A 26,898-nucleotide genomic window follows, 5' to 3' on the forward strand; every position below is an offset into this window, starting at 1 on the left:
CCACAAGCCCGCACACAGGCACGGGCCATCTCTTCGCGGCTGAAATCGGTCAGGTTGATGCCCTCCGGGAACAGCGACTTGTGCATGCAGCCGGCAACACCGAAACGTCCAAAGGCCGCGCCAGAGCAGGACGTTGCCACGATCTGCCGCCGCGATCAAATGCCGCCGCCCGATGCGCCGCCACCTGCGCCGCGACCGGGCGGCTGGCGCAGGGGCCCGACGCCGCTGCCGTACCGGCTGGCGCCAGCGTCTCACTCCTCATCGGGATAGGGCCCCTTGCCGCCTTCTTTGATGAATTGGTCGGTGCGCTGATCGATGACGGTGAGCGGCACCGCTCCCAGCTGGAGCATCGCATCGTGCCAGGCGCGGATGTTGAACCTGGCCCCCAACGCCTTCTCGGCACGGGCGCGGGCATCGAGAAACGCCAATTCGCCCATATAATAGCTGAGCGCCTGGCCGGGCCAGCTGATGTAGCGATCAACCTCCGTCTCGATCTCGTGATTGCTGAGCGCGGTGTTGTCGCGGAGGAAGGCTTGGGCCCGCTCGCGCGTCCAGCCCATGGCATGGATGCCGGTATCGACCACCAGCCGCGCCGCGCGCCACATCTGATAGCTGAGCATGCCGAACCGATCATAGGGTGTATCGTACATCCCCATCTCGACCCCCAACTTCTCCGCATAGAGCGCCCATCCCTCGCCATAGGCCGAGAGATAGGTGTCGCGCCGGAAAGGCGGCAGGTCCTTGTTCTCGTTCGCCAGCGGCATCTGGAAGGCATGGCCCGGCGCGCTTTCGTGGAGTGTCAGCGCCGTCAGCTGGTAGAAGGGCCGGGACTTCAGGTCATAGGTGTTGACCAGATAGATGCCCGGTCCCCCGCGCCCCGCGGTGTAGAAGGGCGCCAGATCGTCCGGCACCGGCACGATCGCGAAGCGGCGGCGCGGCAGGCGGCCGAAATACTGCCCCGCCTTGCCGTCGAACTGCTTGGCCGCCCATGCGGCGTGGTAGAGCAGTTCCTGCGGCGTCTGGGCATAGAATTGCGGGTCGGTGCGCAGAAAGTGGAGGAAGGCCGGCAGGTCGCCGTCGAACTTGGCCTCGGCCTTTACGGTCATCATCTCGGCGCGGATCTTCGCCACTTCACGCATGCCGACCGCGTGAACCTGCTCGGCGGTCATGTCGCGCGTTACATATTCGCGGATCTTCGACTGATAATAAGCCTCGCCATCGGGAAGGTCGGTCGCCGCAAGCGTGGTGCGGGCACCGGGGATATAATCCTTGCGAAGAAAGTCGAGCAGTCTGCGGTGCGCCGGGATCACTGCGTCGCGGATCGCCGCCGCCCCCTCGCGCCGCAGTTCCGCCTGCACGGCCGCCGGAATGGCACTCGGGAACTTCCTGAACGGCGTGTAGAACAGATTCTCCTCTGGCGGCGCGTCCACTACCTGCGCCACGCCGACGTCACGGCCGCTCAGAGTCACCTTGGGCGGCGTGAAGCCGCGGGCGAGGCCCGCGCGCATATTGGCGATGTTCTGGTCGAAATATCGCGGCATGTCGCGCAGCGTCCTGAGATACGCGCGGTACTGGTCCTCGCGGACCAAGGCATCGCGCGCAGACCCGGCAACGTCGCTCCAGAAGCTGGTGTCGGCGGTCAGCGGCTTCTCGTAGTCGCGGTAGCGCTGCTCGGCAAGCAGCGCGTCAATCTGTCCCTTGTAGACCAAATAGTCGATGCGCCCCCTGGCGCTCAGCGTCGCGGGGTCGATCGCCGCAAGCAGACGCGACACCGACGTCCAGCGCGCCAGCCGCGCCGCCTGTGCCGCCGGGCCGACATCGGGCAGACCGCCTTTTGCGGCTGCGCTGCCCTCGCTCGGCCCCTGCTGTTCGACCCGCAACCCATATTCGCTGTCGATGATCCGCTTGAGCCGCGCATCGGCGCTCACCGGCCGGGCTGATCTGGGCGCAGGTGCGGCGGCGGTGACGAGCAGGGCTGCGGCTAGAAGGGGAATCGGGTTCATGCGGTGAGGCTCGCTTTCCACGCCGGGACATCGGCAAAGCGAGTTTCGGGGATGCGCACGCCTTCGGCAAGGCGGCGCGCGCTCCGCCGACACCACCGCATCACTCGGCGGCGCGCAGCATGCCGGCCTCCGCCTTCGCCCGGCATGATGGGGCGCCCCAAGTCGGCGGGAGCGCCCCGACCATGATTTAGAACACGAAGTTCACCGCCAGCGCATAGGTCCGCCCGAAATAGGCAGTGTAGAGCGGGTCCTTGCGCACCGTGTCGACGGTCAGCCGATTGGTTTCGTTGGTGATGTTCTGCACCTCGGCGATCAGCTTGATGTGATCGGAAAGATTGTAGGAAGCCGAGGCGTCGACGAAGATCGACCGCGCATTGGCGGTCGAGTCCGCGTCGACCGAGCCGCTGGGCACGGCGGTGAGGAAAGACGAGCGGTAATTGACCGTCGAGCGGATGCTGAACTTGCTGTCCTCGTAATAGAGCGTCCCGCTCGCCGTCTCCGGCGACAGCCCGACCAGTGGCGCGGTCCGCGAGAGCGTCGGCGAGATGATGTAATTGATGTTCGACCGCACCCGGGTGAAATTGCCCAGCGCCCCGAAGTTGCTGAGCAGGCCCGGCAGGAAGGTGAAGGGCAGCTGCACGTTCACCTCGACGCCGCGCAGCGGGCCGCCCGGCGTGTTGTTGCTGCGCTGGACGGTGAACTGGTCGCCCGGGCGCAGCTGGGTGCCGTTCAGCAGCGACAGCGGCAAGCCGATATCCTGGAAGGCCAGGCTCTGGCTGGTCGTCTGGATATAGGTTTCGATGTCCTTGTAGAAATACGCGACCGAGAGCAGCGATCCCGGACGGAAATACCATTCGAGCGCCGCGTCGAAGGTGTTGGCGCGGATCGGATCGAGGAACGGGTTGCTGAACGACGCGGTCTGGATGACCAGATTGGCCGATCCTGCCGGGATCAGCTGGCCATAGGCCGGCCGCGACATCACCCGCGCTGCTGAAACGCGCGCGATCAGGCTGGGGGTGAGGTCGAGCGCCAAGTTCATCGAGGGCAGCCAGTCCTCATAGGACCGGTTGACGTTCGAAATCACGAAGCGCGAGGGGTAGAGCGATCCCGCCGGCGAAGCAGTGGTGATCGGGCCATAGGTATCGAGGCTGGTGCGGACATAGCGCACCCCCGCATCACCGCGCAGCTTGAACGGCAGGATGTCGGCGGTGTCGAACTTCGCCATCAGATAGCCGGACGCATATTTCTCGTCCACGCCGCCATAGGTGCCCTTGGCGCATTCGACGCTGCAATAGACATAGTTGTCGAGCCCGACGACCTGCCGGAACTTGTCCGGATCGATCGAGACGAAGTCCTGCAGCTGGCCGTCCAGATTCTTGCCGATACCGGTAGTGACGAAGCTGAAATTGGCGATCGACGCACCGGCCGGCAGCGCCAGCGGAGTGTTGGTAGCGAGCTGGCGCTCGCGCGCGGTGTATTTGTTGGTGCGATACTGGCCGCCGGCCTGGATCGAGAAGCCCCGCGTCACCATCCAGTCGGCATTCAACTCGAAGGTCTTGCTGGTGATGGTGTTGCGGCGGATGAAGTTGGACAGCTGGCCGCGCTGGTCGCCATTGGCCAGCGGCGGGCCATATTGGAACAGCGCCGGGTTCGTCGTGTCGATCCCATAGCCGATCTTCGGGATGTCCGGGTTGTCGCGGAAATCGATCGACCAGTTCCGCGTGTCGTTGGAATCGATCGCCACCTGCAGCCGGTTCACGTCGAGCTGCGACTGGTTGATGCCGGCCAGGCCGAACAGCCGCAGATGGTCCGAGAAGCGATGGTCGAAGTTGAGGTTCGCCTGCTTGTATTCGGAGGTGAACCGCTCGTCCTGCATTTCGGAGCGCAGGTCGACGCCGTCGAACAGGCCGTGGACCAGCGACCCGTTGTCGTTGACCTCGATTTCGCGCACTGAGGTGAGCGGCTGGCCGTTATTGGAGATGGCACGGCCAAACGAGCGTGCGTCGAACATCGTGTCGAGCCGCTTGACCTTGAACCGCGAATACAGCCCGTCGAGCGAAATGTCCGTATTGTCGTCGGGCTTGAACTGGAAGGTCAGCGAGCCGGCGAGCCGTTCCTGGTTCTGGCTGCTCTTCACCGGGCGTGGCAGGCGGGGCAGATAGACGCCGCCGCCGGGCCGCCCGTTCACGCCGGTGCGGCTCATGATATAGTCATAGGCCGCCTGGGTGCCGGTGCGCGGATTGTTGGTGCTGCAGTTATTGGCATCGGCCCCGATCGCGGCACCGCTCGGCTGGGTGTAGCCGGCAACCGGACTGTTCACCGGGGCGCCCTTGTAGATATAGCCCACCGGCGTGCAGAACGGGAAGATCACGCCGGCATTGGCGGTCCCCGCAGGCTGGGCGAGGCCGTACACCGTGGTCGGCACCACATCGACCGCCGAATAGGCATATTCGTCGATGTACCGCTTCGAATAGGCGATGCTGCCGAGCACGCCGAAACTGTCCCCGAACTTCTTGGACACCAGCGCCGAGAGGCGCGGATCGGCATCCTTGCGGATATCGTTGTAGATGCCCCGCGCGGTCGCCGAAAAGACGAAATCCTTCTTCTGGTCAAACGGCTTGGGCGCACGCAGGTCGACGGTGGCGCCGAGCGAGCCTTCCTCCACATCGGCCGAAGTCGTCTTGCGGACGGCGAGCGACGAGAAGATTTCGGTCGGGAAGGTCACGAAATCGAACGAGCGGCCGGTCGCGACGCCGCCCCGGATGTCGCTGCCGCTGACCTGCGACACGCCTTCCATGCCGTTGATCCGTACCCGGGTAAACTGCGCGCCGAGGCCGCGCACCGAGATGTTGCGCCCCTCGCCGCCATCGCCGCGCGACAGCGCGACGCCGGGGATGCGCTGCATCGATTCCGCCAGGTTTGAATCCGGGAACTTGCCGATGTCTTCGGCGACGATGCTGTCGATCGCAGCGGTTTCGGAACGCTTCTGGTTCAGCGCGCTGTTCAGCGACGCACGAAAGCCGGTGACGACGATTTCATCTGCTTGCACGCTACCGTCCTGTACGGCGGCAGGCGGTTCCTGCGCAGTCTGGGCGATGGCCGAAGTGGCGCATAAGCTGGCGAGGACGCTGGACGAAACGAACAAGGCGCATTTGTGGCGACGATAGGTGCCCACTTCCCCTCTCCCATTTCGCGCGCACCTTTGTTGGAGCTTTGTGGTGCGCGGGTGATGCCGCCACCTTTTCCAAGTGTACGGCTGCAATTATGCGTAACAGCACCGTGACGGTCTGGCAACTGTGCCTTACCAATTCCTCTGATAGCGTTGTCAGGTTCGGTCGGTGCCAGACAAGCTACTTGCAAGTGGCCCGACCAAGTTTTACGCCTAGGCAATCGAGAGCTTTTCGGCGCAAGCCTTTGGCAGCGTACGGAGCCCGAACGTGAAATGAGGGAGAGACCGTGGTTCGCACTTTGGCGTTACTGGCCTTCGCCGCCCTTCCGTCCAGCGCGCTGGTCGCTCTCGCGCCGCCCCCGGTGGCCCAGCCCGCCGCCACCGCGCCTTGGCGCGATCTCATGCCCAAGCCCGACCTTGCCGGCTGGCACCGCGCCGGCGGCAACGCCACCTACACGGTGGTCGGCGACGAACTGGTTGGACGGGCGGTGGTCGGCAAGGGCAATAGCTGGCTGGTCTCGGACCAGATCTACGGCGACTTCATCGTCGAGTTCGATGCCAAGACCGATCCGTCGCTCAATTCGGGGATGATGATCCGCGGACAGTCGCGCCCGGAATATCGCAGCGGCGTCGTATTCGGCTATCAGGCGGAGATCGACCCCTCCCCGCGCGCATGGAGCGCGGGCCTGTATGACGAGCAGCGCCGCCAGTGGCTCTACACGCTCGGCCGCAATGACGCGGCACGCAAGGCGTTCAGGCCGGGCGAGTGGAATCACTATCGCGTCGAGGCGATCGGCAACCGGATCCGCACCTTCCTGAACGGCGTCCCTGCGGCCGACATTGTCGACGATGCCGATGCGCGCGGCTTCCTCGCCTTTCAGGTGCACGCGCTTCCCGATGCCGTGGCGGCGAAGGGCCCCGAGGTACGGTTCAAGGGTCTGCGCATCCTCACCGACTCGCCCGCGCGCTACGCCATGCCGGAGAACGGGCTGGAGCAGCAGGGCTGGCAGTCCAACCGCCTGACCGCCGCCGAGCGCCGCGCCGGCTGGACACTGCTGTGGGACGGCCGCAGCGGCAAAGGCTGGCGCTCGGCCCGGGGCCGCGGCTTCCCGGCAAAGGGTTGGACGATCGCCGACGGCATGCTCACCGTGGAGAAGAACGGCGGCGGCGGCGACATTGCGACCGAGGCCCGGTATCGCGACTTCGAACTCTCGGTCGACTTCCGGCTGAGCGAAGGCGCCAATAGCGGCATCAAATATCTGCTGCCACCGCTGCAGAACGGCGGCGTCTCGAACGTAGGATTCGAGTATCAGTTGCTGGACGATGCGCGCCATCCCGATGCCAAGATGGGCCGCGACGGCAACCGCACGCTTGCCTCGCTCTACGATCTGATCCCGGCGCGCAACCTTTCGGACCCGTCGAGCCCCGGCAAGCGCGGCAACCCGCCGGGCGAGTGGAATCGCGCGACGATCCTGGTGCGCGGCCGCCATGTCGAGCACTGGCTCAACGGCTTCAAGGTGGTCGAATATGAGCGCGGCTCGGACGCGCTGAGCGCCGCGATCGCCCAGAGCAAGTTCGCCAAGGTGACCGGCTTCGGCACCACCGACGAGGGCGCGATCCTGTTGCAGGATCATGGCGATCGGGTCGACTTCCGCTCGATCAAGCTGCGCCGACTCTAAGGAACGTCCGCGACACGCTTGAAAAACGGCTTATATTAACGCGAGGGGATGCACGGCCATGTTCGATCGCCGATCGATGATGAAGGGGGTAGGCGCCGCCGGCGCCATGGCGATGAGTGCGCGCAGCTATGCGCGGATCCTTGGCGCCAATGATCGCATCCGCGTCGGCATCGTCGGCGTGAACGGTCGCGGCCAGGCGCATATGAGCGCCTTCACCAAGCAGCCGAATACCGAGGTCACGTACTTTGCCGACGTAGATTCGGCAGTCCTGGCCAAGCGCGCCGATGGTTTCGCCAAGCGCCACGGGCACAAGGTGGAGACCACGGGCGATTATCGCCGGCTGCTCGACGCCAAGGCAGTCGATGTCATAACCGTCGCCACGCCCGACCATTGGCATGCCAAGGTCGCGATCGACGCGATGAATGCCGGCCGCAACGTCTATATCGAAAAGCCGATCGGCATCGCCCCTGCGGAGGGCGAGGCGCTGATCGCCGCGCAGAAGCGCACCGGGCGCGTGCTGCAGGTCGGCAATCAGCAGCGATCCAGCGTCGAGACGCGCCAGCTGCTCGATCTGGTCCGCGCCGGCGAACTGGGCGAGGTGTACGAGGCGCAGACCTGGTACGCCAACAACCGCAAGTCGATCGGCAAGGGCGAGATCGTGGCGCCACCCGCCAATCTCGATTGGGCGATGTGGCAGGGTCCTCGACCGCGCGGGCCCTATCGTTCGAACCTCGTCCACTATAATTGGCACTGGTTCTGGAAGTATGGCACCGGCGAGCTGTGCAACAATGCGATGCATGAACTGGACGTCGCCCGCTGGCTGATGGGCCTCGCCTATCCGACCAGCGCCACCGCGCGCGGCGGCCGGCGCTTCTACCGCGACGACGACTGGGAGATGTATGACTCGCTCGCGCTGACCCTGGGCTTCGAGGACGGGCGCCGCATCCGTTGGGACGGTGAGAGCTGCAACGGCATGCTCCGCTACGGCCGCGGTCGCGGCGTGCTGCTGCTCGGCACCAAGGGCTCGGCGGTGGTCGATCGCAACGGCTTCGAACTGTACGATCTGGCCGGCAAGCAGATCCGCGAGGTGAAGGCTGCTGCGGAGTCGGAGACGACCGGCACCGTCGGCGAGGGCGCGCTCGACGTGCTGCATGCCGCCAACTTCCTGGGCGTGATCCGCGGCACCGAGAGCGCGCTGCACTCGCCGATCGTCGAAGGGCATATCAGCACGACGCTGTGCCACCTGGGCAACATCGCCTATCGCACCGGCGGCTCGCTCACGCTCGATCCGAAAACCGGCAAGCCACGGGAAGCGGCGGCGCAGAAGCTCTGGTCGGTGGATTATGAGCCCGGTTGGGAGGTGCGCGGCTGACATGACAGCGGACGAGCCGAGCGTCGCGCGGTTCGCCGCCATGGGGACGCGGGTCGAGCTGCATCTGTTCGGCGCCGCCCCCCCGGCCGCGCTCGCCGCCGCGCAGGCCGCGATCCTTTCGGTCGAGGATTCGCTGACGATCCATCGTCCCTCCCCCGCCACCGCGCTGAACGAAGCGCTGGCGCGCGGCGGCAGCGCGACCGTTGCGGACGGGCTGCTGTTCGAGGCGCTGCTGCGCGTCGACCTGCTCTGGCGCGCCACGGACGGGTTGTTCGACCCCAGCCTCGGGCACTGGTCCGCCCTGTCGATCGACCGCGCGACCCGCCGCGTCGACACCGCACGCGGGCTCACGCTCGACTTCGGCGGTTTCGGCAAGGGCTTCGCGCTGGACCGCGCGGTGCTCGCACTGCGTGCGGCGGGCGTGCGGTCTGCGCTGCTGTCCGCGGGGGAGAGCTCGATCGCGCTCCTCGGCGCGCATCCGCTGGGTGGCGGATGGCCGCTCGCCGTGCCCGATCCGGTAATGCCGGGTCGCTCGCTGGTCGTGCTGGAGGTGGAGGATGCCGCGCTCTCCATCTCGTCCACCACCGGCGCCGGCGCCGCCAAGCCGGGCCGCGCCCCGATCATTCGCGCAACGGACGGCGCGATCGTCACTGCCGCCGCCACGGCGGTCGCGGTGGCGTCCACCGGCGCGGAGGCCGAGGCGCTGAGCACGGCGTTGCTCGTCGCCGATGCCGCCGCCGCCCGGCGATTGTGCGCGGCCGATCCTGAATCCCGTTTCCGCTTCTCCCATGCCGCGCCCGCCGGCGCCGCGCGACCGATGGAACAGATGGCATGACCGACGACGATTTCGCGCTTTCCCGCCGCCGCTTCCTCGACCGAGTGCTGATCGCCTCGGCCGGCATGGGCGTGAGCGCCGCCGCCCCCTGGGCAGCACAGGCCGCTAAAGATCCCGCTACGGGCCCACAGGTGCGGATCGGGATAATCGGCACTGGCGATCGCGGCCGCACGCTGATCCAGAACCTCAACAAGACGCGCAACTGCACGGTCGCCGCACTCTGCGATCCCTTCGAGCCGCACATGGCCAAGGCGCGCGCCTATGTGCCGGCGAACACGCCGATCTTTACCGATCACCGCAAGATGCTCGACGCGCGGCAGATCGACGCGGTGGTGATCGCCACCCCGCTCGATCTCCACGCCCGCCACACCATGGACGCGCTTGATGCCGGCTATCCTGTGTTCTGCGAGAAGGCGATGGCGCGGACGATCGCCGATTGCAGCGCGATGGTCACCCGGGCCCGCCAGCGCGGCAAAGTGCTCCAGATCGGTCACCAGCGGCTGTTCAACCCGACCTATCTGAATGCCTTGAAGCGCGCCCAGGCCGGCGAGATCGGCCCGATCACCCAGATTCGCGCCAGTTGGCATCGCAACCGCAGCTGGCGCCGCCAGGTCCCGCCCGGCGGCACCGAGCGCGAGATCAACTGGCGGCTCTATCGCGATCGCTCGGCCGGGCTGATGACCGAACTCGCGACGCACCAGCTCCAGGTCGCCAATTGGTTCCTGGGCGGCGTGCCCGAACGCGTGATGGGCTCCGGCAGCATCTGCTTCTGGAAGGACGGCCGCGACGTCTATGATCAGGTCGCGCTGATCTACGATTATTCGGACGGGCGGAAGCTGGTCTACACCTCGATGCTCAACAATGCCCGCTATGGCTGCGAGGAGCAGATCCAGGGCAGCAAGGGCACCATCGAGCCCGAACTGGGCCGCATCTACCGGGAGGTGCCGCCCGCCGCCGTGCCCGCCCTGGCGCGAATGCGGCAGGACGTGCAGGCCGGCCGCAAGCGCACGGTGCCGATCGGCGGCGCCACCTGGTTCCCAGAATTGCCCATCACCACCCCCGGCGATTCGCTGGGTTGGGGCGAATATGACGAGACGATGCTCCAGTTCGAGGGCTTCGGCGAAGCCGTGCGCAGCGGCAAGGAAGTGCCCGGGCTGCTCGCCCAGGCCTATTATGCCAGCGTCGCCTCGCTGCTCGGCGAGCAGGCGATCGATCAAGGCAAGGCACTCGCCTGGCCGACCGACCTCGTCACCTTCTGACCCTTTCCTCCCCACGGAGCATCGCCATGGACATGATCGACCGCCGCTTTCTCCTCGCCAGCGCCGGCCTTGTCGGCGCAGGTCTCGCCGGCACCGCGCGCGCCCAATCGACCGCGCAGGGCAATGGCGTTTCCGCCGACGCCGCGCCGAAGGCGGCGGACCCGAGCGCCAAGCACCGAATCCGCTTTGCCGTGATCGGGCTCGACCATTCGCATATCTACGCGATGACCGATGCGCTGATCCGCGGCGGCGGCACGCTGGTGGCGGTGCATGCGAGCGACCCCAAGCAGTTGGTTCCCTTCCGCGCCCGCTATGGCGACGTGAAGGTAGCGCGCAGCGAGGCCGAGATCCTCGACGACAAGAGCGTGCAGGTGGTCGCCAGCGCCTCGATCCCCAATCTCCGTGCGCCGCTCGGGATCCGCGTGATGCGCGCGGGCAAGGACTTTCTCTCCGACAAGCCGGGCATCACCAGCCTCGCCCAGCTCGCCGAAGTGCGCCGCACGATCGCCGAGACCAGGCGCAAGTTCGCGATCATGTATTCGGAACGGCTCGAGGTCCGCGCGGCGGTGAAGGCCGGCGAACTGGTCCATGCCGGCGCGATCGGCCGCGTCGTGCAGACGATCAACATCGCCCCGCACCGGGTGAGCGCCCCCAGCCGTCCCGAATGGTTCTGGGACGTCGCCAATTACGGCGGCATCCTCACCGATATCGGCAGCCACCAGGCCGACCAGTTCCTGTTCTACACGGGATCGACCGAGGCGCAGGTGGTCGCGTCGCAGGTCGGCAACTTCGCCACGCCGGCCCATCCGAAGTTCCAGGATTTCGGCGACATGATGCTGACCGGCAATGGCGGTACCGGCTATGTCCGGGTCGACTGGTATACCCCCGACGGGCTGCCGACCTGGGGCGACGGCCGTGTCTTCATCCTCGGCACCGAGGGCTATATCGAGCTGCGCAAATATGTCGACATCCAGGGGCGACCTGGCGGCAACCACCTGTTCCTTGCCGACCGCCAGGGCACCCGCTACCTGGATTGCAGCAAGGTGCCGCTGCCGTTCGGCCCGCAATTCGTCACCGACGTGGTGGAACGCACCGAAGTGGCGCAGAACCAGGCCCAGGCGTTGCTCGCCGCCGAACTGGTGCTCACCGCGCAGGACAAGGCACGCAGGCTGTCCGGCGGAGAGCGCCTTCCCCTCCAGGGCGGCTGAGCGCCGGTTCGGGCGTTCAGCGCGCCCGCTGCCGCGTCGCTGGCGCAGCGAGATACACGGGATTGGCGTAGAACCACAGATCCTGCCAGGGGTCCTCGCCCGCGACATCGGGTTGCGGCTCGCCCTGCTGCGTATTGGTGCCGCGAAGCCGCAGATAGCCATTGCCCGGCGCCGGCATCGTGTAGCGGATCACCTGCATCTCCCCTTCGCGACGCCAGTCCTTCGCCGTGAAGCGGCGGACCAGCCGCGTCGTCGGGTTCCGATCGCCGTCGTCGGCCCGAACGCTCCCCGCGATCAGATCGACATGGTCGACCTGCGGCACCTGCCCGCCCGCATTGGCGCGCGATGCGGGACGAAAGCGGATGGTCACGCGCAGCGGCTCGCCCGCAGGTGCGCGAAGGGTCTGCCCCATCTCCGCCGCCGGTCCTGGCCGGCCACTGCGGGCGACGCGAAAGTCGATTCCTTCGATCAGCCCGCCCGTTGCGGCAAAGACGCGGCCGGCGCGCAAGCCCGATAGGATGTCGGCCGGACGGCGCGCGGCGAACACCCAGGTCTTGGCATATTCGCCGGGCCAGAAATCCGCGCCGCCCTCGCGCCAATGGCCGTGCGAATCCGACGAGGCGGTGATCGTCCAATGGAGACCTTGGCCCAGCAGCGCATCCCAGGCGCCGCCCAGCACGGCCACCATCTGGTCGAAACCACCCAGCGTGGGGTAGCCGCCGTACAGCCCGCGCATGCTGTGCGCCGCGTCGATCCCCGTCGCGGGCCTAGCCGCCTGGTGCCCGGGCGCGCCCTCCATGCCGATAGCCACCATCGGCGCCACATCGCGCCAGCGGCGATATTCGGCGGGCGCATGCAACCCCCATCGGCCGAGGCCCGTGGCCGTGCGCGAGGGGTGGTTGGCGATCAGCACCGGCGTCACGGGCAGCGCCGCCATGTAGCGGAGCGCCGCGATCATATGCGCCTTGGCGTTGCGCGTGGGATCCGCCGGGAAGGGCTCGCGCTTGCCGAATCGCGATTCGATTGCGCGCAGCGTGTCGCGCTCGGCCGGGCCGTACGGGAGGATCAGGCTGGCATGTTCGCCGCCGGGCACGTCGAACTCCCAGCCGTAGAAGAGCACGAGGCCCGGGACCGCCTTGCGCGCCGCGACGACATCGGGCCAGGCGCGCGCATGGTTGAGCGCGGAATGGCCGGGGCCGCCATGATCGGTGGACACCATCCAATCGAGACCGAAGCGCCGCGCCATCCGGGCGTTCTGCAGGATCGTGTGCGCGGAATCACCGCCGATCTCCGGCACGGGTGCGCGATCGGGATGGGCGGGATCCTCGCGATAGCGCGCGCTGTAGATGCTGTGGACATGATGGTCCCCGGCGAGCCAACGCCGCCCCGCGCCCGACTGCGCCGCGGCTGGCATGCTGAGGCCGACAAGAAGGGACAGGGCCAAGATCGGTTCGCGGTACATCGCGCCTCGCGCATTTAGGAGAAAAGGTTTGCCGCCCGTTGCGGCTGGCAGCGCAACACGGACAAGGGATCGCCGCAGCATCGAGCGGCGATCCCTTGCCCAACGCGGTACGATCAGAACTTCGCGCGCACGCCGAAATTCACCGTCCGTCCGAAGGTGTGGATTTCGGTGAACTCACTCGTGGTTCCGGCGAAAGACACCTGCCGCTGGTCGAGCAGGTTTACCACTTGGCCGAACAGTTCGACATTCGGCTTCACCCGGAAGCTGGTGCCCAGATCGACGATGCCGAAGCCCTTCTGATAATAGGCGACGACGTCCTCCGGCGTCGGCAACGAGGTGACCAGCGCGCCGGAATCGGTGATATAGTCGCTGCGATAGGTATAGCTGACGTTGATTTCGAACGGGCCGGTCTCAAAGAAGGGCGTGATCGAATAGCTGACGTCGGACACGCCCTGAATGCCCGCCGTCTGCAGGCCCACGCCCGTGCGGTTCAGCTCCAGCTTGGTCGTGGCGAAGGTAGCGGTCGCGGTCACGCCCAGGCCGAAGGGCAGCTTGTTGGTGAAGCCGAATTCCACGCCCGAGATCTTGGCATCGCCGACATTGGTGGGCGTGGCGACCAGCACGTCCACCGGTAGCGTCGATCCGTCCTTTACCGCAAAGGCCAGCGTGCGGGTCTCGAAGTCCGAGGCGACATAGTCGCTGATGTCCTTGTGGAACGCAGCGATGGTGAACGCACCGAACTTGTTGAAATACCATTCGAACGACGCGTCGAAGTTCCACGCGGTATAGGGCCGGAGATTGGGGTTGCCGGCGGTCGCCTGCAGGTTGATCGTCGGATCGGCCAGCGCGGCAGCGCCCTGATTGTAGATGCTGGTAACGGTGACGCTATTCGTATTGATCGAGTTGCGCAGCTCGGACAGCGACGGTCGCGTCATCGTCTTGGCCACACCGAGCCGCAGCTGGACGTTGTCGAGGAACTTCAGCGTCGCGTTGGCGCTGGGCAGCCATTCGTCATAGCGCGCGCGCGTCGTCGCCGGGGTGACGGCGGTAGTCACCCCGCCCTTGCCGTCCGAAACCGGCGCGACCGTGGTGCCGCGCACGTTGGTGCGGGTCTGCACATAGCGCACGCCCAGATTGCCGGTAAGCGGCACCCCCCCCAGGTCAGCGGCGAAATCGACGCGGCCATAGCCGGCGGCGATCTTCTCGCCGATGCGGTAGGAATTCTGGAGATCGGCCGCGGTCGGCGCCAGATCATAGGCGCTGGGGTTCACGCCGTCGAACTCGGTGCCCAGCGTGTAGTTCTGGTTGAACAGCCCCCAATCGACATTCGCCCATGGCTGGCGGCGCTCGATCGACTGGTCGAACGCGTTCGACGGCACCGGATAGCTGATATAGTCCGTCGTGCGCGTGGCGCCCGTGCGCAGCACGGCGGCGTTGCGGTCGCGGCGCTGATAGTCGCGATAGCGATCCGAATATTGGCCGCCGAAACGCAGACGGGTGAAGCGCACCCCGCCGACGCCGAAATCGAGATCGCGCCCGATGTTCAGCACCCCGGTCTTGTCCTCGTCCTTCGAATTGATCGGGCGCACCGCGAAGCTCTCGAAGAGCATGCCCGAGCCGTTGGTGAGATCGAGATCGGTGAACAGCGCGTTGACCTTGCCGTCGTTCACCACGTCGTTGCTGAAATCGAAGGTGAGATTGCCGCCCGCGCGATCGGCGGTGCGATATTGCACGCGCTGGATCGGCGTATCGAGATCGCTGGTCGCCTGCGCAAAGCTGAAGCGTGGTTCGATCTGCCAGCCGCCCAGCTCGAGTTTCACGGTGCCGTTCAGCTGGAGGTTGCGGTGCGACTGGTCCATATATTCGGCATAGTTGCGGATCCGCGCGCCGCGGATGGTTCCCGCCACCAGCCGACCGTCGCGCACCACCGCCGTGGCCGGATCGAGCCGGGCGATCTGGCTGGGAATGTAATAGGTAAGGCGGCGTTCGGTGGTCTCGTTGTTGAACTGCGAGAACAGGCCGTCCAGCTTCACCTCGACGCCGTCCGCGGGGCGCCATTGCACGCCGGCAACCGCGCTGATGCGCTCGCGATTTTCCAGCTCGAGATAGGGCTGCGCGTCACCGGGCGCGCGGATCGTGCCGAAGCCGGGCACCGCGGTGCTCTGCCAGCCCACGCGCAGGCGATCGAACTGCACGTTGCGCTTGGTATAGGAAAGGCCCGCGAGCACGCCGAAGGTCTGCGCGGCATTGCGCCACCCCGCCGAGATCGCGCCGTTGGGCTGCAGCTTGTCGGTCCGCGCCTCATAGCCGCCATAGGCGCTCACCGCGAGGAACGGGGTGCGGTCGAGCGGCTTGATCAGCCGGATGTCGACCGAGGAACCGATGCCGCTCTCGACCAGATCGGCGGTCGGCGATTTGGTGACGACGACGCTGTCGATCAGCTGGGCGGGCAGCACCTGCAGCCGGAACTGCCGGCCCGACTGGCCGGAGTTGCGGATATTTTCGTTATACGCCAGCGGCATGCCGTCGAACGTCACCGCCTGGAAATTGGGACCCAGGCCGCGCACGCTGATGAACTGGCCTTCGCCCGCCTCGCGCACGATGGTGACGCCGGGCACGCGCTGCAGCGCCTCGGCGACGTTGAACGCGGGCAGCTTGCCGATATCGGCGGCGACCACCGCGTCCGAAATCGAATCCGCGTTGCGCTTCACGTCCAGCGCGCGCTCGACACCGTCGGAGAAATTGGCAGTGACGACGATTTCTTCGGCGGCGGGCGCCGTGTCGACAAGGCTAGCTGACGCCTGGCGCGACGCCGTGGTCGCGGCGCGGACGATCAGCGCGCCCGATCCGTCGCGCACCACGGTCAGCGGCGTGCCGGCGATCAGGCGGCGCAGGGCGGTTTCGGCATCGAACTCGCCCGACAATGCGGGTGCCCGGAACTGCGCCACCGCATCGCGGGTGAACAGGATGTCGCTGCCGCTCTGGCGCGCGAGCTGCTCCAGCGCCCGATCCATCGGCTGGGCCGCGATCGCGAGGTGCACCCGCCGCGCCGCGCCCCGCGCCTGCGCCTGCGCGGCCGTCGCCATGGCGAGCGTGGATAGCGTGAGCGCAAGCGCCGCCGACCGGCAAAGCTGCCGCTTCAACTTGGTCATGAATCTGTTCCCCTTCCGCGCTCCTGGCGAGCGCCCGATCCCTCGACGTCGGGGGCCGCGATTTCCCCACCCCCGCCGCGGAAAAAAATCAGGGGTCGGTGGATTCGATGCGGATCGTCTGCCCGTCGCTGGACACGCGCACCGGCAGCAGCAGCGCCAGCGAGCGGGCAAAGGCCTCCGGATCGCCGACCCGATAGACCCCGCTCAGCCGCATCGCGGCGGCGCGGGGATCGGCGATGACCAGCGCATGAGTCGAATAGCGGTTCATCTCGGCCGTCGCCTGGGCCAGCGTTTCGTCACGAAACGCCAGCCGCCCGCTCTGCCAGGCGATCAGGTCGTCGAGTTCGGGATGGTCGACCCGGTCGGCCCGCCCTGCCGCAATGGCGATGCGGCTGCCCGGGGAAAGCGCCACCGGCGCCCCTGCTGCGTCGACCCTGGCACTGCCCTGGATGGCGGTCAGCGCCACCATGTCGCCCTCGCGCCGCAGATCAAGCCGGCCCGCCTGCGCCGTCGCCCGCCGTACACCCAGATCGATCACGAAGGGCCGTGGATCGGCGGCGATGTCCACGTCTACCCGTCCCAGGCCCAGCGCCAGCGTGCGCACGTCGCGCCGCGTCCGGAAGCGGATCCGTGTATCGGTATCGAGCATCACCCGGCTGCCGTCTTCCAGCACCAGCCTGCGCTGCTCGCCGACCTCGGTACGATATACGCCGGCCTGCGCTTCCCGCCAGCCAAGCGTGAGGCTGCCCGCCAGCACGAGTGCGCCGCCGCCCGCCAGGACCATCCGGCGCGACACCCCGCCGGCCTCCACCGGTGCAGCCGCCGGCGCGAAGCTGCTCCCGGAGAGCCCGGGCAGCGCATCCCAGATGGTGGAGGCGCGTTCGAACGCATCACGATGGGATGGATCGGCACCAAGCCAGGCCCGGAACGCCGCATCGTCCGCCGCCGTGCGATCGTCCGCATGCAATCGTGCCAGCCACTCTCCCGCCTGCCGGTTGGCATGTTCCGGCTCGCTGCGGAAGATCACGTCACCAATGCTCCATCCAGTCCGTAAGATGCGCCATCGCCTTGGCGATGTGCTTTTCGACGGCACTCTGGCTGATGCCGAGTTCTTCCGCGATCTCGCGATATTTACGCCCGTCCAGCCGGTGCATCAAGAAGATCTCGCGCGTGCGCGGGCTGAGCTGGCCGACGCCGATCCGCAGCCGTTCCAGACGATGACGGGCGATCAGCATCTCATCTTGCAGCGGCCGCAGATCGGCGACGGCTTCGCAGGCACGCGGCGGATCGGCCAGCAGCATCGCGCCGATTCGCCGCTCACGTCGATAGGCGTCGATGCCGCGATTGGCGGCACTGCGCGCGAGCAGGGCCGCGGCGTTGGCCGCCTCCCCCTCCCGCTCCGCCACGCCGATCCAGGCATCGTGGAGCAGGTCCTCGGCGTCGTCGCGGCGGGTCATGCGCGCGATCTGATCGCGCAGCCGCGACCAGCCCGTTCCCAGCACCGCTTCGAAGACGCCCCTGCTCGCTGCCATGCGGTGATCGCTAGAAAGTTGTGCATACGTTTTGATGACAGGTCGGCGACACGGCGATGACGCACGGGCATAAACGCGCCGCACCTTCCGCCGGGTCGCCAATCTGTCAAATTCACCCGCTAGCGCGCCCGCAACCGAGGTGGAGCATGCGTTGAGCTGGCTGCGGGACATCGATCGCTGGTTTCTGGCCGAGGTGCTGCCGCACGCAGCGGCGTTCCGCGCGCGTGCCGCACATTTCTGCGGCCGGGACGAGGCGGAAGACCTGGTGCAGGAAGCCTATGCGCGCGTGCTCAAGACGCCGGACCACCGCGCCATCGCCGCGCCCCGTGCCTTCGTCCTCACCATCATCCACAATCTCGCGCTGGAACGGCTGCGCCGCGCCGCCGTGGTGCGCATCGATCTGCTGGCGTCGCTGGACATGCCCGACCTCGCCGATCCGGCCCCGGATGCCTTTGCCGTCGCCGCGGGGCGCTCGGAGCTCGACCACCTGCTCGCGCAGATCGAGGCGCTGCCGCCGCAGTGCGCGCGGGTGCTCCACATGCGCAAGATCCAGGGCATGCCGCCGGCCGCGATCGCCGAGGCGCTTTCCATCTCGCTCTCGACCGTGGAAAAGCATATCGCTAAGGGCCTCGCCCTGATTACGAAGGGTCGCCGCGATCGCGCGCTCCCGGTGGAGGAATCTTGGCCGACCCGATCGAACCCGCACAGCGCCACGAAGACCTGATCGACGATGCCGCCAAATGGCTGGCGGCGCTCGACTCGGGCTCGGCGAGCGTCGCCGCGTTCGAGGCCTGGCGATCGGCCGATCCGCGGCACGCGGTCGCCTTCGCCGAAGTTGCCGGCAGCTGGCGCGACCTCGATGCGCTGCGAGTCTCGCAAAGCGATCTGCCGCCGCCCCCGCTTGCCGCAGCGACGGCGGACGCGCTGCGCCCGCGCCGTCATTTCCTGAAAGCGGCGACCGGCGCGATCGCCGTCGCGGCTGCGGGCGGCGGCTTCGCCTATCGCGCCTATGCCCGCGGCAAGGCGGAAACCGCGGTCGGCGAACGCACGACCATCACGGTGGCGAAGGGCATCGCGGTCGACCTCAACACCGACAGCCGCATTTATTGGCGCGAGGGCGATCCGGCGTCGCTGTGGCTGGAACGCGGCGAGGTGGCGATCCGGCTGAACGCGGGGCAGGCGCTGGAGCTGCACACCCCCGGCGGCCGCTTCCGCTGCGCCCCCGGCGCCTATAATGCGCGGCTGCGAGGTGCGGCGTGCGAGCTCGCGGTCTTGGCCGGCAGCGTTGCCGATGCGCGCGGCGTGAAAGCCACCACCGGCATGATCGCGCTCGCCACGCAGGGCGATCTCGACCTGCGCGCCGAGGACGCCGATCTCGCCCGCATCACCGCCTGGCAGAACGACACGCTGGTGCTGAACGGCGAGAGCCTGGATTACGCGCTCGCCGAGATCAACCGCTACCAGCGGCACAAGATCATGATCGGCGATCCGGCGCTCGCCCGGTTGCGGCTGGGCGGCACCTTCGCCACGCGCGATCCGGCCGAATTTCTTGGCGCACTGCGCAGTTCGTTCGGCGTCCGCGCCGCCACCAGCGCCGACGGCAGCATCGTTCTCACCAGAGGCTGAAATTTTTTTCGGGCCGAATGGCGGTTTCGCCGCTCCCATCCATCCTTGCTGGGACAAACGTTTCCAAGAGCGGGGTTTCCATGCACAAGTTTCTGACGACGACCGCCCTGGTGGCGGCCGCGCTGCCGGCTGCCGCCCATGCACAGGCGCCGCGCATCGCGTTCGACATCAAGGCCGGTGACACGGCATCGGCGCTCAACAGCTTCGCGCGCCAGGCGCGCGTCCATGTGATCTTCCCCTATGACGCGGTGGCCAGCCGCAAGGTGGCGGCGCTGCGCGGCAGCTTCACGCGCGGCGAGGCGCTGCGCCGCCTGATCGCCGGCCAAGGCTTGGTCATCGCCGAGGAAACCGCCTCGATGATCTCGCTCAAGGTCGCCCCCGTTGAGGCGCCCAAGCCCGAGCCGCAAACCGCCGACGCCACCATCGGCGAGGAAATCGTCGTGCTCGGCACCGGTGAATCGCGCCAGGTGCAGACCGTTTCCGAGGTCGCCATGCGCAAGACCACGCCGGGTAGCTCGCCGCTCCGCTCGCTGAGCCGCCTGCCGGGGGTGAACTTCGATTCCTCGGACGCCCGCGGCACCTATGAAGCCGCGACCCAGCTCTCGATCCGCGGCTTCCTCACCGATCAGATGGGCTATACGTTGGACGGCGTGCCGCTCGGCAACATGCAGTATCGCAACAATAACGGCCTTTCGATCAACCGCGCGCTGCTCAGCGAGAACAATGGCCCGGCGACGCTGTCGCAGGGCGCCGGCGCGCTCGGCACCGCCTCGACCAGCAATATCGGTGGCACCGTCGACTTCACCTCGATCGATCCGACCGTGCGGTTCGGCGTCGATCTCGAGCAGAGCTATGGCAGCGCCGACAGCTGGCGCAGCTTTGGCCGGGTCAACACCGGCGCGCTGCCCTGGGGCGGCATGCTCGCGCTTTCCTATGCGCATGATCGCCAGGGCAAGTGGAAGGGCTGGGGCAAGCAGGAGCAGGATCAGATCAACGCCAAATATGTCCAGCCGCTGGGCGACGGGATCAGGTCCACCACCTTCCTCAACCTGATCGATCGCCGCGAGGACGATTACAATGATACGTCGCTCGCTCGCCTCAAGACCTATGGCTGGGACTTCGACAATATCCCGACCTTCGCGCTGGCCGAACAGCTGGCGGTGCTGACCCAGACCGGCGGCACGGCGCCCGCCCCCTATCAGGCCCCGGACGATACTGTGTACCAGGGCGGCGGCGTGCGACGCGACCTGCTCGGCTATGAGAAGCTCGAATACCGGATCAGCCCGCGCCTTTCCGGCTTCACCACCGCCTATCTGCACCTGGACAAGGGCATCGGCACCTGGGCAAGCCCCTATGATCCGACGCCGGCAGCGTTCGGCGGCTCGCCGGTCTCGGTGTCGGCGCTGCGCTACGACATCGATCGCAAGGGCGTGATCTCGCGCCTCACCTTCGATGCCGGCAGCCACAAGATCGAGGCGGGCATCTGGTACGAACGCAACGTGTTCAACCAGGGCTCCTATCTCTACGGACTGCAGAAGGGCGTGACGCCGAGCAAATTCCAGCGCTTCTACACCAACCCGTTCCGCACCAAGTTCCGCAATCGCTTCGTCACCGACACCGTGCAGATCGACCTTGGCGATACCTGGCAGGCGACCTCCGCGCTGCGCCTGAACGCCGGGGTGAAGGGCGTCGTCGCGACCAGCACCGCGACCAGCATCACCAGCGCCACGCCGATCAACGGATCGATCCAGGCGAAGAACTGGTTCCTGCCGACCGCCGGCATTCTCTACACACTGGGCGGCGGCAGCGAGGTTTTTGCCGATTATACCCGCAACATGGCGGCGTTCGTCGCCTCCACCTCGAGCGGGCCGTTCTCGAGCAGCTCGCAGGCCGGATTCGACTATATCCGCAACGATCTGAAGCCGGAGATGACCAACACCTTCGAGGCCGGTTACCGCTATCATCATCGCAGCGTGCAGCTCTCGCTCACCGGCTATTACGTCAAGTTCACCAACCGCCTGCTCGCCTCGTCGATTAGCGCGGTGGTGGTCGGCAACCAGAACGTATTGCAGAATGTCGGCGGCGTCTCGTCGCGCGGGGTCGAGGCGGCGGCGAACTGGAAGTTCCTGCCGCACTGGTCGCTCTATGGCAGCTGGGCCTATAACGACGCGACCTATGATGACGACGTTCAGCCGCTGGGCGGCACGCGGATACCCACCAAGGGCAAGCAGGTCGTCGCCTCGCCGCGCCATGTCGGCAATGCCGAGCTCAACTATGATGACGGCACACTCTTCGGCACGCTCTCGGCGCATTATCGCAGCCGGCGCTATTACAGCTATCTCAACGATGCCCCGCTGCCGGGTGCGGTGAACGTCAACCTTGCGGGCGGCTATCGCTTCAGCCGGTTGCTCGACCTGCAGGTCAACGTCACCAACCTGTTCGACAAGCGGTACATCGCCTCGACCGGCACTGCCGGCTTCGTCACCGCGGACCCGAACGGCACCTACACGACGCTGCAGCCCGCCGCGCCGCGCCAGGTGTTCGCAACCGTCCGCGTCCATTTCTGAGGGGCCACCGGCGGGCACGCCTTGTGCGTGCTTGCCCCGACGGCCGGCGTTGCACCAGGGCGGCGTCGGCCGTTCGGATTGCTGAAAGGTTTTGAGATGCATCGCAGGACTCTGCTGCGCGGCGCGCTGGCCGCCCCGTTCGCTTCCGTTGGCTTGAGCGCCGCGAGCGCGGACACCGGCGCTTTCACCTTCGCCCTTCTCGGAGATTGCCACATCCGGCCCGAGCTCGATGCGGTGCGCGGATGCACGATGTGCTTCGAGCAGGTCTCCGCCTCGCCCGTCGATTTCGTCATCCAGAATGGCGACCATATCGAGGACGCGCTGGAAACCAACCGTACCCGCGCAACGATGCTGATGGACCTGTATCAGCAGACCGAGCGCGCGCATCTGCGCAAGAAGGTGTATCATGTGCTCGGCAATCACGATTGCCTGGGCGTGTTTCCCGCGAGCGGCGTCTCGCCCGATGCGCCCGACTATGGCAAGCGCTTCTACACCAATCGCTTCGGGCCGCGCTATTACGCTTTCGATCACAAGGGCGTACACTTCGTGGTGCTGGATTCGGTCGGGATCACCGCCGATCGCAGCTATGAAGGCCGTGTCGATGCCGATCAGCTGGCTTGGCTGCAGGCGGATCTCGCCGCCCAGCCAGCGGGCGCCCGGATCGTCGCGATTACCCACATTCCGCTCATCACCGCCATGCGCTGCTACGAGCCCGAAAGCTGGCTGGACACGCCGCACAACTGGACCAATGTCGTCAATGCCCGCGAGGTGCTGCGTGTCCTCGGCGCGCACAAGGTGTTGGCCGTCCTGCAGGCACATAGCCATGTCTACGAGCGGATCGAGCTCAACGGGATGGCGTTCATCACCACCGGTGCCGTCGCGGGCGCGGACTGGCGCGGTTCGTTTCTGGGCACGCCCGAAGGCTATACCGAGGTCACGATCGCCGGCAGGACCGTTGGCAGCCGATATCGAGCATATGGATTCGCCAGCGTACATCGCGGGGATGTAGCGATCTGACGGAGCACGCCGAGCGATTACCCTCGGCCTTGTCGGCTCCGCGCCCGATGCCGGTGACGAAGTTTTCGACTCCGCGGTCAGCCGTCCGCCTTGAGACGATACCCCACCCCCAGTTCGTTGGAGATCACGCTGCCGATCGGCCCCGGCGCTTCCAGTTTCTGGCGCAGGTTGCGGATCACGATCCGCAAATACTCCACCCGCGGCTCCTCGTCCCCGCCCCAGGCGGCGGCGAGCACGCGGTCGTGGGTCACGACCCGGCCGATATGTCGCGCCAGCACCGCGAGCACGTCGTGCTCCTTGCGGGTCAGATGCAGTTCCTCGTCGCCGCGGCAGACGATGCGCCGGTCGAGATCGATGGTCAGGTCGCCGCGCTTGACGATCTTCGGCGTCGACTCGGACAGCCCCTGATGGCGCAGCGCGACGCGGAGGCGCGCCAGCAGTTCCTCGGTGTCGAACGGCTTGGAGACGAAGTCGTCGGCGCCGAGGTCCAGTGCGGTTACCTTCTCGTCGACTGCGTCGCGGGCCGAGACGACGAGCACCACGGCGTCGCCGTTCGCACGCAGTAGCGGGATCAGTCCCAGCCCGTCGCGATCGGGCAACCCTAGGTCGAGCAGCACCGCGCTCGGATGCTCGATCGCCGCCTGGCGTAGCGCCTCCCGGGCATCATGCGCTTCGACCACCGCATAGCCGGCGCGGGCGAGCGTATTGCGCAGCAGCCGGCGAATAGCGGTTTCGTCATCGACGACGAGGATCTTGGCAGGCATCAGACGGCACTTTCCCGCGCGGTGTCGCGTACGATCAGGGAGGAAGGAAACAGCAGCGCGAAGGCGGCGCCGGTTCCATCGGCGCGATTACGGGCCTCGACGCGCATGTCCATGGCTTCCGCGAATGCCTTGACGATGGCGAGTCCGAGCCCGGTGCCGCCGATGGCGCGATCGGAACCCTCGAGCCGGCGGAAAGTCTCGAACACCTCGGCCTCGCGGCCGGGCGGAAGGCCAGGCCCATTGTCCAGCACGGCGAGCTGGATCTGCCCATAGTGATGCCGCCCCTCGATCACGATCTCCGTTCCTGGCTCGCCGTAGCGGCCGGCATTGTCCAACAGGTTCAGCAGACAGTGATGCAGAAGCTGCGGATCAGCGCGCACCAGCGGCAGATCGGGCGGCACGTCCAGTCTAACGGAATGTCCTTCCAGTGCGCGACGGGCATCGTGCGCGGCACCCGTCACAGCATCGCCGAGATCGACCGCTTCGATGTTCAGCTTGAGCGCGCCTGCCTCGACCCGCGCCATGTCCAGCAGATTGGCGATGAACCGGTTCAGCCGCGCCGATTCCGACTTGATCGTGCCGATCAGTTCGGGGGTTGCGCCATGCTCCAGTTCGTTGGCCGCGGCGATGACGGCGGTCAGCGGCGTGCGGAGATCATGGCTCACCGAGGACAGCAGCGCCGCGCGCAGCCGATCGCGCGTGCGCACGGCGTCGACGTCGCGCATCTCGGCCTCCAGGCGGAGGCGCTCCAGCACCAGCGCGGACTGGTCGATCAGGCTGGCGAGCAGCGGCAACTGATCGGCACGGATCGGATCGTCGCCCGCGTCGCGCGAGACGCCGAGCACCCCCAGCACGCGGCCGCCGGCCTTCAGCGGCTGGAACAGCCATTCGGATGCGGCGAGCGTCCCCGAACCCTTGCCGGCGCTGACGCCATTGTCGAACGCCCAACTCGCCGCCGCCTGGTCCATCGTGTCGAGACGATAGCCGGGGTCGGTCGCCGCCTGCACTTCGAGCTCCCCGCCGAGCGAGGGCACGAGCAGCACGACCTGGACGCCGAACAGGCGCTTCACGTCGTCGCAGATCATCTGGCTGGCTTCAGTCGGATCGTTGATGCTCGTGATCTGGCGCAGGAAGCCTGCAAGCGTGGCGTTGGTCCGCGCGCTGGCGGCGGCCAGATCCGCCTGCGCGCGCACCCGCGAGGTGAGCTGGCTGGTCGCGATCGCCACGCCCAGCAGCACGAAGATCGAGACGACATTTTCCGGATTGTTGACGGTCAGGGTGCCGGTCGGCGGCAGGAAGAAGAAATTATAGGCGAGGCTGGAAAGGAAACCGGCGAACAGGCCCGTCCGAAGGCCGTACAGGCTCGCCGCCGCCATTACCGGCAGCAGATAGAGCAGCGCAACATTGCCGAGATTCAGGATATGAAAGAGCGCGCTGGCCAGGGCGGTGATGGCGGCGACACCCAACAGGCTCGCGACATATCCCGTCGGCGTGCCCCAGCCGCGCCCGCGAGAGCGCGCCGACCTGTCCGCTTCCGTGCCGTCCTCGATCGGCACGACATGCACGGTGACCCCCGGCGTCGCGCGCACCAGCCGGTCGACGACCGATCCGTGCCGCAGCTCGAACCAGCGCGAGCGCTTCGACTTGCCTAGGACCAGCTGCGTCGCGCGGGCATCGGCGAGGAAGGTCTGGATGCCCTCGGTAACGGATGGCGCCGGCACCGTCGCGATCGCGCCGCCCAGCTGCGTCGCCAGCGTCATCGTCGCCGCCACGCGCTGGTGCTGCGCATCGGTGAAATGCTGCGTGCGAGGCGTTTCGATGAACAGCGCGGTCCAGGGCGCCTTCAGCGCGTCCGCCACCCGCTTGGCGACGCGGACCAGGCCATCGGCGCCGGGCAGTTCGGACACCGCGACGACGATGCGGTCGCTGCCTGCCCAGGTGCCGCCGACGCCCATCGCGCGGACATGCTCGAGCATCTGCGCGTCGACCGCCTGCGCCGCGCGGCGCAGCGCCAGTTCGCGCAGCGCCGAGAGATTGGATTTGGAGAAGAAATGGCCGAGCGCGCGGGTCGCTTCCTGCGGCAGATAGACCTTGCCGGCCTTCAGCCGGTCGATCAGCTCGTCCGGCGGGATGTCGACCACCTCGATCTCGGCCTGCTCCAGGATGCTGTCCGGCACGGTCTCGCGGACGCGGACTCGGGTGAAGCTGGCGACGACGTCGTTGAGGCTTTCGACGTGCTGGATGTTGATCGTGGAATAGACGTCGATGCCCGCGGCCAGCAGCTCTTCCACGTCCTGGTAGCGCTTGGAATGCCGGCTGCCGGGCGCATTGGTATGCGCGAGCTCGTCGACCAGCACCAGTTGCGGCGCCCGGGCCAACACGGCGTCGAGATCCATCTCGTGCAGCGTGCGCCCCTCATAGGCAACGGCGCGGCGCGGGACGATCTCGTGCCCCCGGGTGAGCGCCTCGGTCTCGACGCGCCCGTGCGTCTCCACGACGGCGACCACCACGTCCACGCCGTCGCGCTTCTTGGCGGCGCCTTCGGACAGCATCTCATAGGTCTTGCCGACGCCGGGGGCGGCGCCGAGAAAGATCTTGAGCCGTCCCCGGCCCTCCTGCGCGGCGGCGCGCAGAAGGGCGTCGGGATCCGGCCGGCCGTCTCCGGATGCGCCCATCAGCGCGACAGGGCGTCCAGCGCGCGATTGAGGGCGAGCACATTGACCCGCGGTTCGCCCAGGATCGAGCCTTCGACCTGCTGGGTGACCAGCGCACGCACCCGCTCGACCGGGAGGTTGCGGACGCGGGCGACCCGGGGCGCCTGGGCCAGCGCCGATGCCGGCGAAAGATCGGGATCGAGACCCGAGCCGCTGGCCGTGACGAGGTCGGCCGGCACCGGTCCGGTCACGCCCTCGGCGCGCCGCTTGGCGATGTCGGGCTTGACCCGATCGACCAGCGCCTGCGCCGCGGGGCCCAGGTTCGAGCCCGAGGACGCGAGACCGTCATAGCCCTTGCCGGCGGCCGACGGGCGGGTCTGGAAATAACGCTCGCTGGTGAACGCCTGGCCGACGACCGACGAGCCGATCACCCGGCCGGCATTGTCGCGGACGAGGCTGCCGTTCGCCTGCGCCGGGAAGATGGCCTGGCCGATCCCGGTCATCGCCAGCGGATAGGCGAGCCCGAGGAGCGCGGCGAACAGGATCGTCATGACGATCGCCGGTCGCAATGCGGAAGTGAAATCCTTGCCCATGTCCTA

18 protein-coding genes are annotated in these 26,898 nt (G+C 67.2%); 9 read left to right on the top strand and 9 right to left on the bottom strand.

Annotation, left to right across the window (positions count from 1 at the left end; all coding sequences use genetic code 11):
- Nucleotides 1-251: 251 nt before the first annotated feature.
- Together S2M10_RS10555 and S2M10_RS10560 are read right to left on the bottom strand one after the other, a co-directional pair.
- The gene (locus S2M10_RS10555; RefSeq protein ID WP_168846016.1) at nucleotides 252-2,003 is read right to left on the bottom strand and encodes a DUF885 family protein; all 1,752 of its coding nucleotides are present in this window, start codon (nucleotides 2,001-2,003) and stop codon (nucleotides 252-254) included.
- A 187-nt stretch (nucleotides 2,004-2,190) separates the two neighbouring features.
- Nucleotides 2,191-5,052 (bottom strand): TonB-dependent receptor, encoded by a 2,862-nt coding sequence (locus tag S2M10_RS10560; protein ID WP_348770575.1) that lies wholly within the window; start codon nucleotides 5,050-5,052, stop codon nucleotides 2,191-2,193.
- Nucleotides 5,053-5,459: 407 nt separating this feature from the next.
- Here S2M10_RS10560 and S2M10_RS10565 point away from each other — a divergent pair, with 407 nt between their 5' ends.
- Genes S2M10_RS10565 through S2M10_RS10585 form a run of 5 tightly spaced genes read left to right on the top strand, consistent with a single transcriptional unit; the run spans nucleotide 5,460 to nucleotide 11,525 of the window.
- A complete protein-coding gene (locus S2M10_RS10565; RefSeq protein WP_348770576.1) occupies nucleotides 5,460-6,851 on the top strand; it encodes a DUF1080 domain-containing protein in 1,392 nt (463 codons plus the stop codon).
- A 58-nt stretch (nucleotides 6,852-6,909) separates the two neighbouring features.
- Complete coding sequence (locus tag S2M10_RS10570; RefSeq protein ID WP_168846018.1) at nucleotides 6,910-8,223, top strand: Gfo/Idh/MocA family oxidoreductase; 1,314 nt, start codon at nucleotides 6,910-6,912, stop codon at nucleotides 8,221-8,223.
- A 1-nt stretch (nucleotide 8,224) separates the two neighbouring features.
- Nucleotides 8,225-9,058: an FAD:protein FMN transferase gene (locus S2M10_RS10575; RefSeq protein ID WP_168846019.1), complete on the top strand. Its 834-nt coding sequence runs from the start codon at nucleotides 8,225-8,227 to the stop codon at nucleotides 9,056-9,058.
- Nucleotides 9,055-10,317: a Gfo/Idh/MocA family oxidoreductase gene (locus tag S2M10_RS10580; protein ID WP_168846020.1), complete on the top strand. Its 1,263-nt coding sequence runs from the start codon at nucleotides 9,055-9,057 to the stop codon at nucleotides 10,315-10,317. The genes S2M10_RS10575 and S2M10_RS10580 overlap by 4 nt, the downstream gene beginning before the upstream one ends.
- Nucleotides 10,318-10,343: 26 nt before the next feature.
- Nucleotides 10,344-11,525: a Gfo/Idh/MocA family oxidoreductase gene (locus tag S2M10_RS10585; RefSeq protein ID WP_168846021.1), complete on the top strand. Its 1,182-nt coding sequence runs from the start codon at nucleotides 10,344-10,346 to the stop codon at nucleotides 11,523-11,525.
- A 16-nt stretch (nucleotides 11,526-11,541) separates the two neighbouring features.
- Here the strand turns inward: S2M10_RS10585 and S2M10_RS10590 are convergent, their stop codons facing one another.
- From S2M10_RS10590 to S2M10_RS10605, 4 genes are all read right to left on the bottom strand, one after another.
- A complete protein-coding gene (locus S2M10_RS10590; RefSeq protein ID WP_211090976.1) occupies nucleotides 11,542-12,939 on the bottom strand; it encodes a PHP domain-containing protein in 1,398 nt (465 codons plus the stop codon).
- 161 nt (nucleotides 12,940-13,100) lie between these two features.
- On the bottom strand, nucleotides 13,101-16,139 hold the full coding sequence (locus S2M10_RS10595) for a TonB-dependent receptor (protein WP_168846023.1): 3,039 nt from the start codon (nucleotides 16,137-16,139) through the stop codon (nucleotides 13,101-13,103).
- An 88-nt stretch (nucleotides 16,140-16,227) separates the two neighbouring features.
- Nucleotides 16,228-17,166 (bottom strand): FecR domain-containing protein, encoded by a 939-nt coding sequence (locus S2M10_RS10600; protein WP_168846024.1) that lies wholly within the window; start codon nucleotides 17,164-17,166, stop codon nucleotides 16,228-16,230.
- A 1-nt stretch (nucleotide 17,167) separates the two neighbouring features.
- Nucleotides 17,168-17,671 (bottom strand): RNA polymerase sigma factor, encoded by a 504-nt coding sequence (locus tag S2M10_RS10605; protein ID WP_168846025.1) that lies wholly within the window; start codon nucleotides 17,669-17,671, stop codon nucleotides 17,168-17,170.
- A 151-nt stretch (nucleotides 17,672-17,822) separates the two neighbouring features.
- Between S2M10_RS10605 and S2M10_RS10610 the strand changes: the two genes are divergently transcribed.
- From S2M10_RS10610 to S2M10_RS10625, 4 genes are all read left to right on the top strand, one after another.
- Nucleotides 17,823-18,395: an RNA polymerase sigma factor gene (locus S2M10_RS10610; protein WP_168846026.1), complete on the top strand. Its 573-nt coding sequence runs from the start codon at nucleotides 17,823-17,825 to the stop codon at nucleotides 18,393-18,395.
- Nucleotides 18,353-19,297 carry a FecR domain-containing protein gene (locus tag S2M10_RS10615; protein WP_168846027.1) on the top strand — a complete coding sequence of 315 codons (945 nt, stop codon included), beginning with the start codon at nucleotides 18,353-18,355 and terminating at the stop codon, nucleotides 19,295-19,297. The genes S2M10_RS10610 and S2M10_RS10615 overlap by 43 nt, the downstream gene beginning before the upstream one ends.
- Before the next feature lie 80 nt (nucleotides 19,298-19,377).
- Complete coding sequence (locus tag S2M10_RS10620; RefSeq protein WP_168846028.1) at nucleotides 19,378-21,864, top strand: TonB-dependent receptor; 2,487 nt, start codon at nucleotides 19,378-19,380, stop codon at nucleotides 21,862-21,864.
- A 96-nt stretch (nucleotides 21,865-21,960) separates the two neighbouring features.
- Nucleotides 21,961-22,881, top strand: coding sequence for a metallophosphoesterase (locus S2M10_RS10625; RefSeq protein WP_168846029.1), 921 nt, complete (start codon nucleotides 21,961-21,963; stop codon nucleotides 22,879-22,881).
- 77 nt (nucleotides 22,882-22,958) lie between these two features.
- Here S2M10_RS10625 and S2M10_RS10630 read toward each other — a convergent pair whose 3' ends face one another.
- Genes S2M10_RS10630 through kdpC form a run of 3 tightly spaced genes read right to left on the bottom strand, consistent with a single transcriptional unit; the run spans nucleotide 22,959 to nucleotide 26,892 of the window.
- On the bottom strand, nucleotides 22,959-23,645 hold the full coding sequence (locus tag S2M10_RS10630) for a response regulator transcription factor (protein ID WP_168846030.1): 687 nt from the start codon (nucleotides 23,643-23,645) through the stop codon (nucleotides 22,959-22,961).
- Complete coding sequence (locus S2M10_RS10635) at nucleotides 23,645-26,320, bottom strand: sensor histidine kinase KdpD (protein ID WP_168846031.1); 2,676 nt, start codon at nucleotides 26,318-26,320, stop codon at nucleotides 23,645-23,647. Before S2M10_RS10635 ends, S2M10_RS10630 begins: the two co-directional genes overlap by 1 nt.
- Nucleotides 26,320-26,892: a potassium-transporting ATPase subunit KdpC gene (kdpC, locus tag S2M10_RS10640; protein ID WP_168846032.1), complete on the bottom strand. Its 573-nt coding sequence runs from the start codon at nucleotides 26,890-26,892 to the stop codon at nucleotides 26,320-26,322. Before kdpC ends, S2M10_RS10635 begins: the two co-directional genes overlap by 1 nt.
- Nucleotides 26,893-26,898 lie beyond the last annotated feature (6 nt).

Origin of the sequence: Sphingomonas sp. S2M10 (genome assembly GCF_012650175.1) — a bacterium.
In the GTDB taxonomy this organism is placed as follows: Bacteria; Pseudomonadota; Alphaproteobacteria; order Sphingomonadales; family Sphingomonadaceae; genus Sphingomonas.

Coding starts and splice junctions, on each gene's coding strand:
- S2M10_RS10570 (WP_168846018.1), top strand. CDS start 6,910: ATGTTCGATCGCCGATCGATGATGAAGGGGGTAGGCGCCGCCGGCGCC.
- S2M10_RS10595 (WP_168846023.1), bottom strand. CDS start 16,139: ATGACCAAGTTGAAGCGGCAGCTTTGCCGGTCGGCGGCGCTTGCGCTC.
- S2M10_RS10585 (WP_168846021.1), top strand. CDS start 10,344: ATGGACATGATCGACCGCCGCTTTCTCCTCGCCAGCGCCGGCCTTGTC.
- S2M10_RS10630 (WP_168846030.1), bottom strand. CDS start 23,645: ATGCCTGCCAAGATCCTCGTCGTCGATGACGAAACCGCTATTCGCCGG.
- S2M10_RS10590 (WP_211090976.1), bottom strand. CDS start 12,939: ATGCCAGCCGCGGCGCAGTCGGGCGCGGGGCGGCGTTGGCTCGCCGGG.
- S2M10_RS10555 (WP_168846016.1), bottom strand. CDS start 2,003: ATGAACCCGATTCCCCTTCTAGCCGCAGCCCTGCTCGTCACCGCCGCC.
- S2M10_RS10620 (WP_168846028.1), top strand. CDS start 19,378: ATGCACAAGTTTCTGACGACGACCGCCCTGGTGGCGGCCGCGCTGCCG.
- S2M10_RS10580 (WP_168846020.1), top strand. CDS start 9,055: ATGACCGACGACGATTTCGCGCTTTCCCGCCGCCGCTTCCTCGACCGA.
- S2M10_RS10605 (WP_168846025.1), bottom strand. CDS start 17,671: ATGGCAGCGAGCAGGGGCGTCTTCGAAGCGGTGCTGGGAACGGGCTGG.
- kdpC (WP_168846032.1), bottom strand. CDS start 26,892: ATGGGCAAGGATTTCACTTCCGCATTGCGACCGGCGATCGTCATGACG.
- S2M10_RS10625 (WP_168846029.1), top strand. CDS start 21,961: ATGCATCGCAGGACTCTGCTGCGCGGCGCGCTGGCCGCCCCGTTCGCT.
- S2M10_RS10575 (WP_168846019.1), top strand. CDS start 8,225: ATGACAGCGGACGAGCCGAGCGTCGCGCGGTTCGCCGCCATGGGGACG.
- S2M10_RS10635 (WP_168846031.1), bottom strand. CDS start 26,320: ATGGGCGCATCCGGAGACGGCCGGCCGGATCCCGACGCCCTTCTGCGC.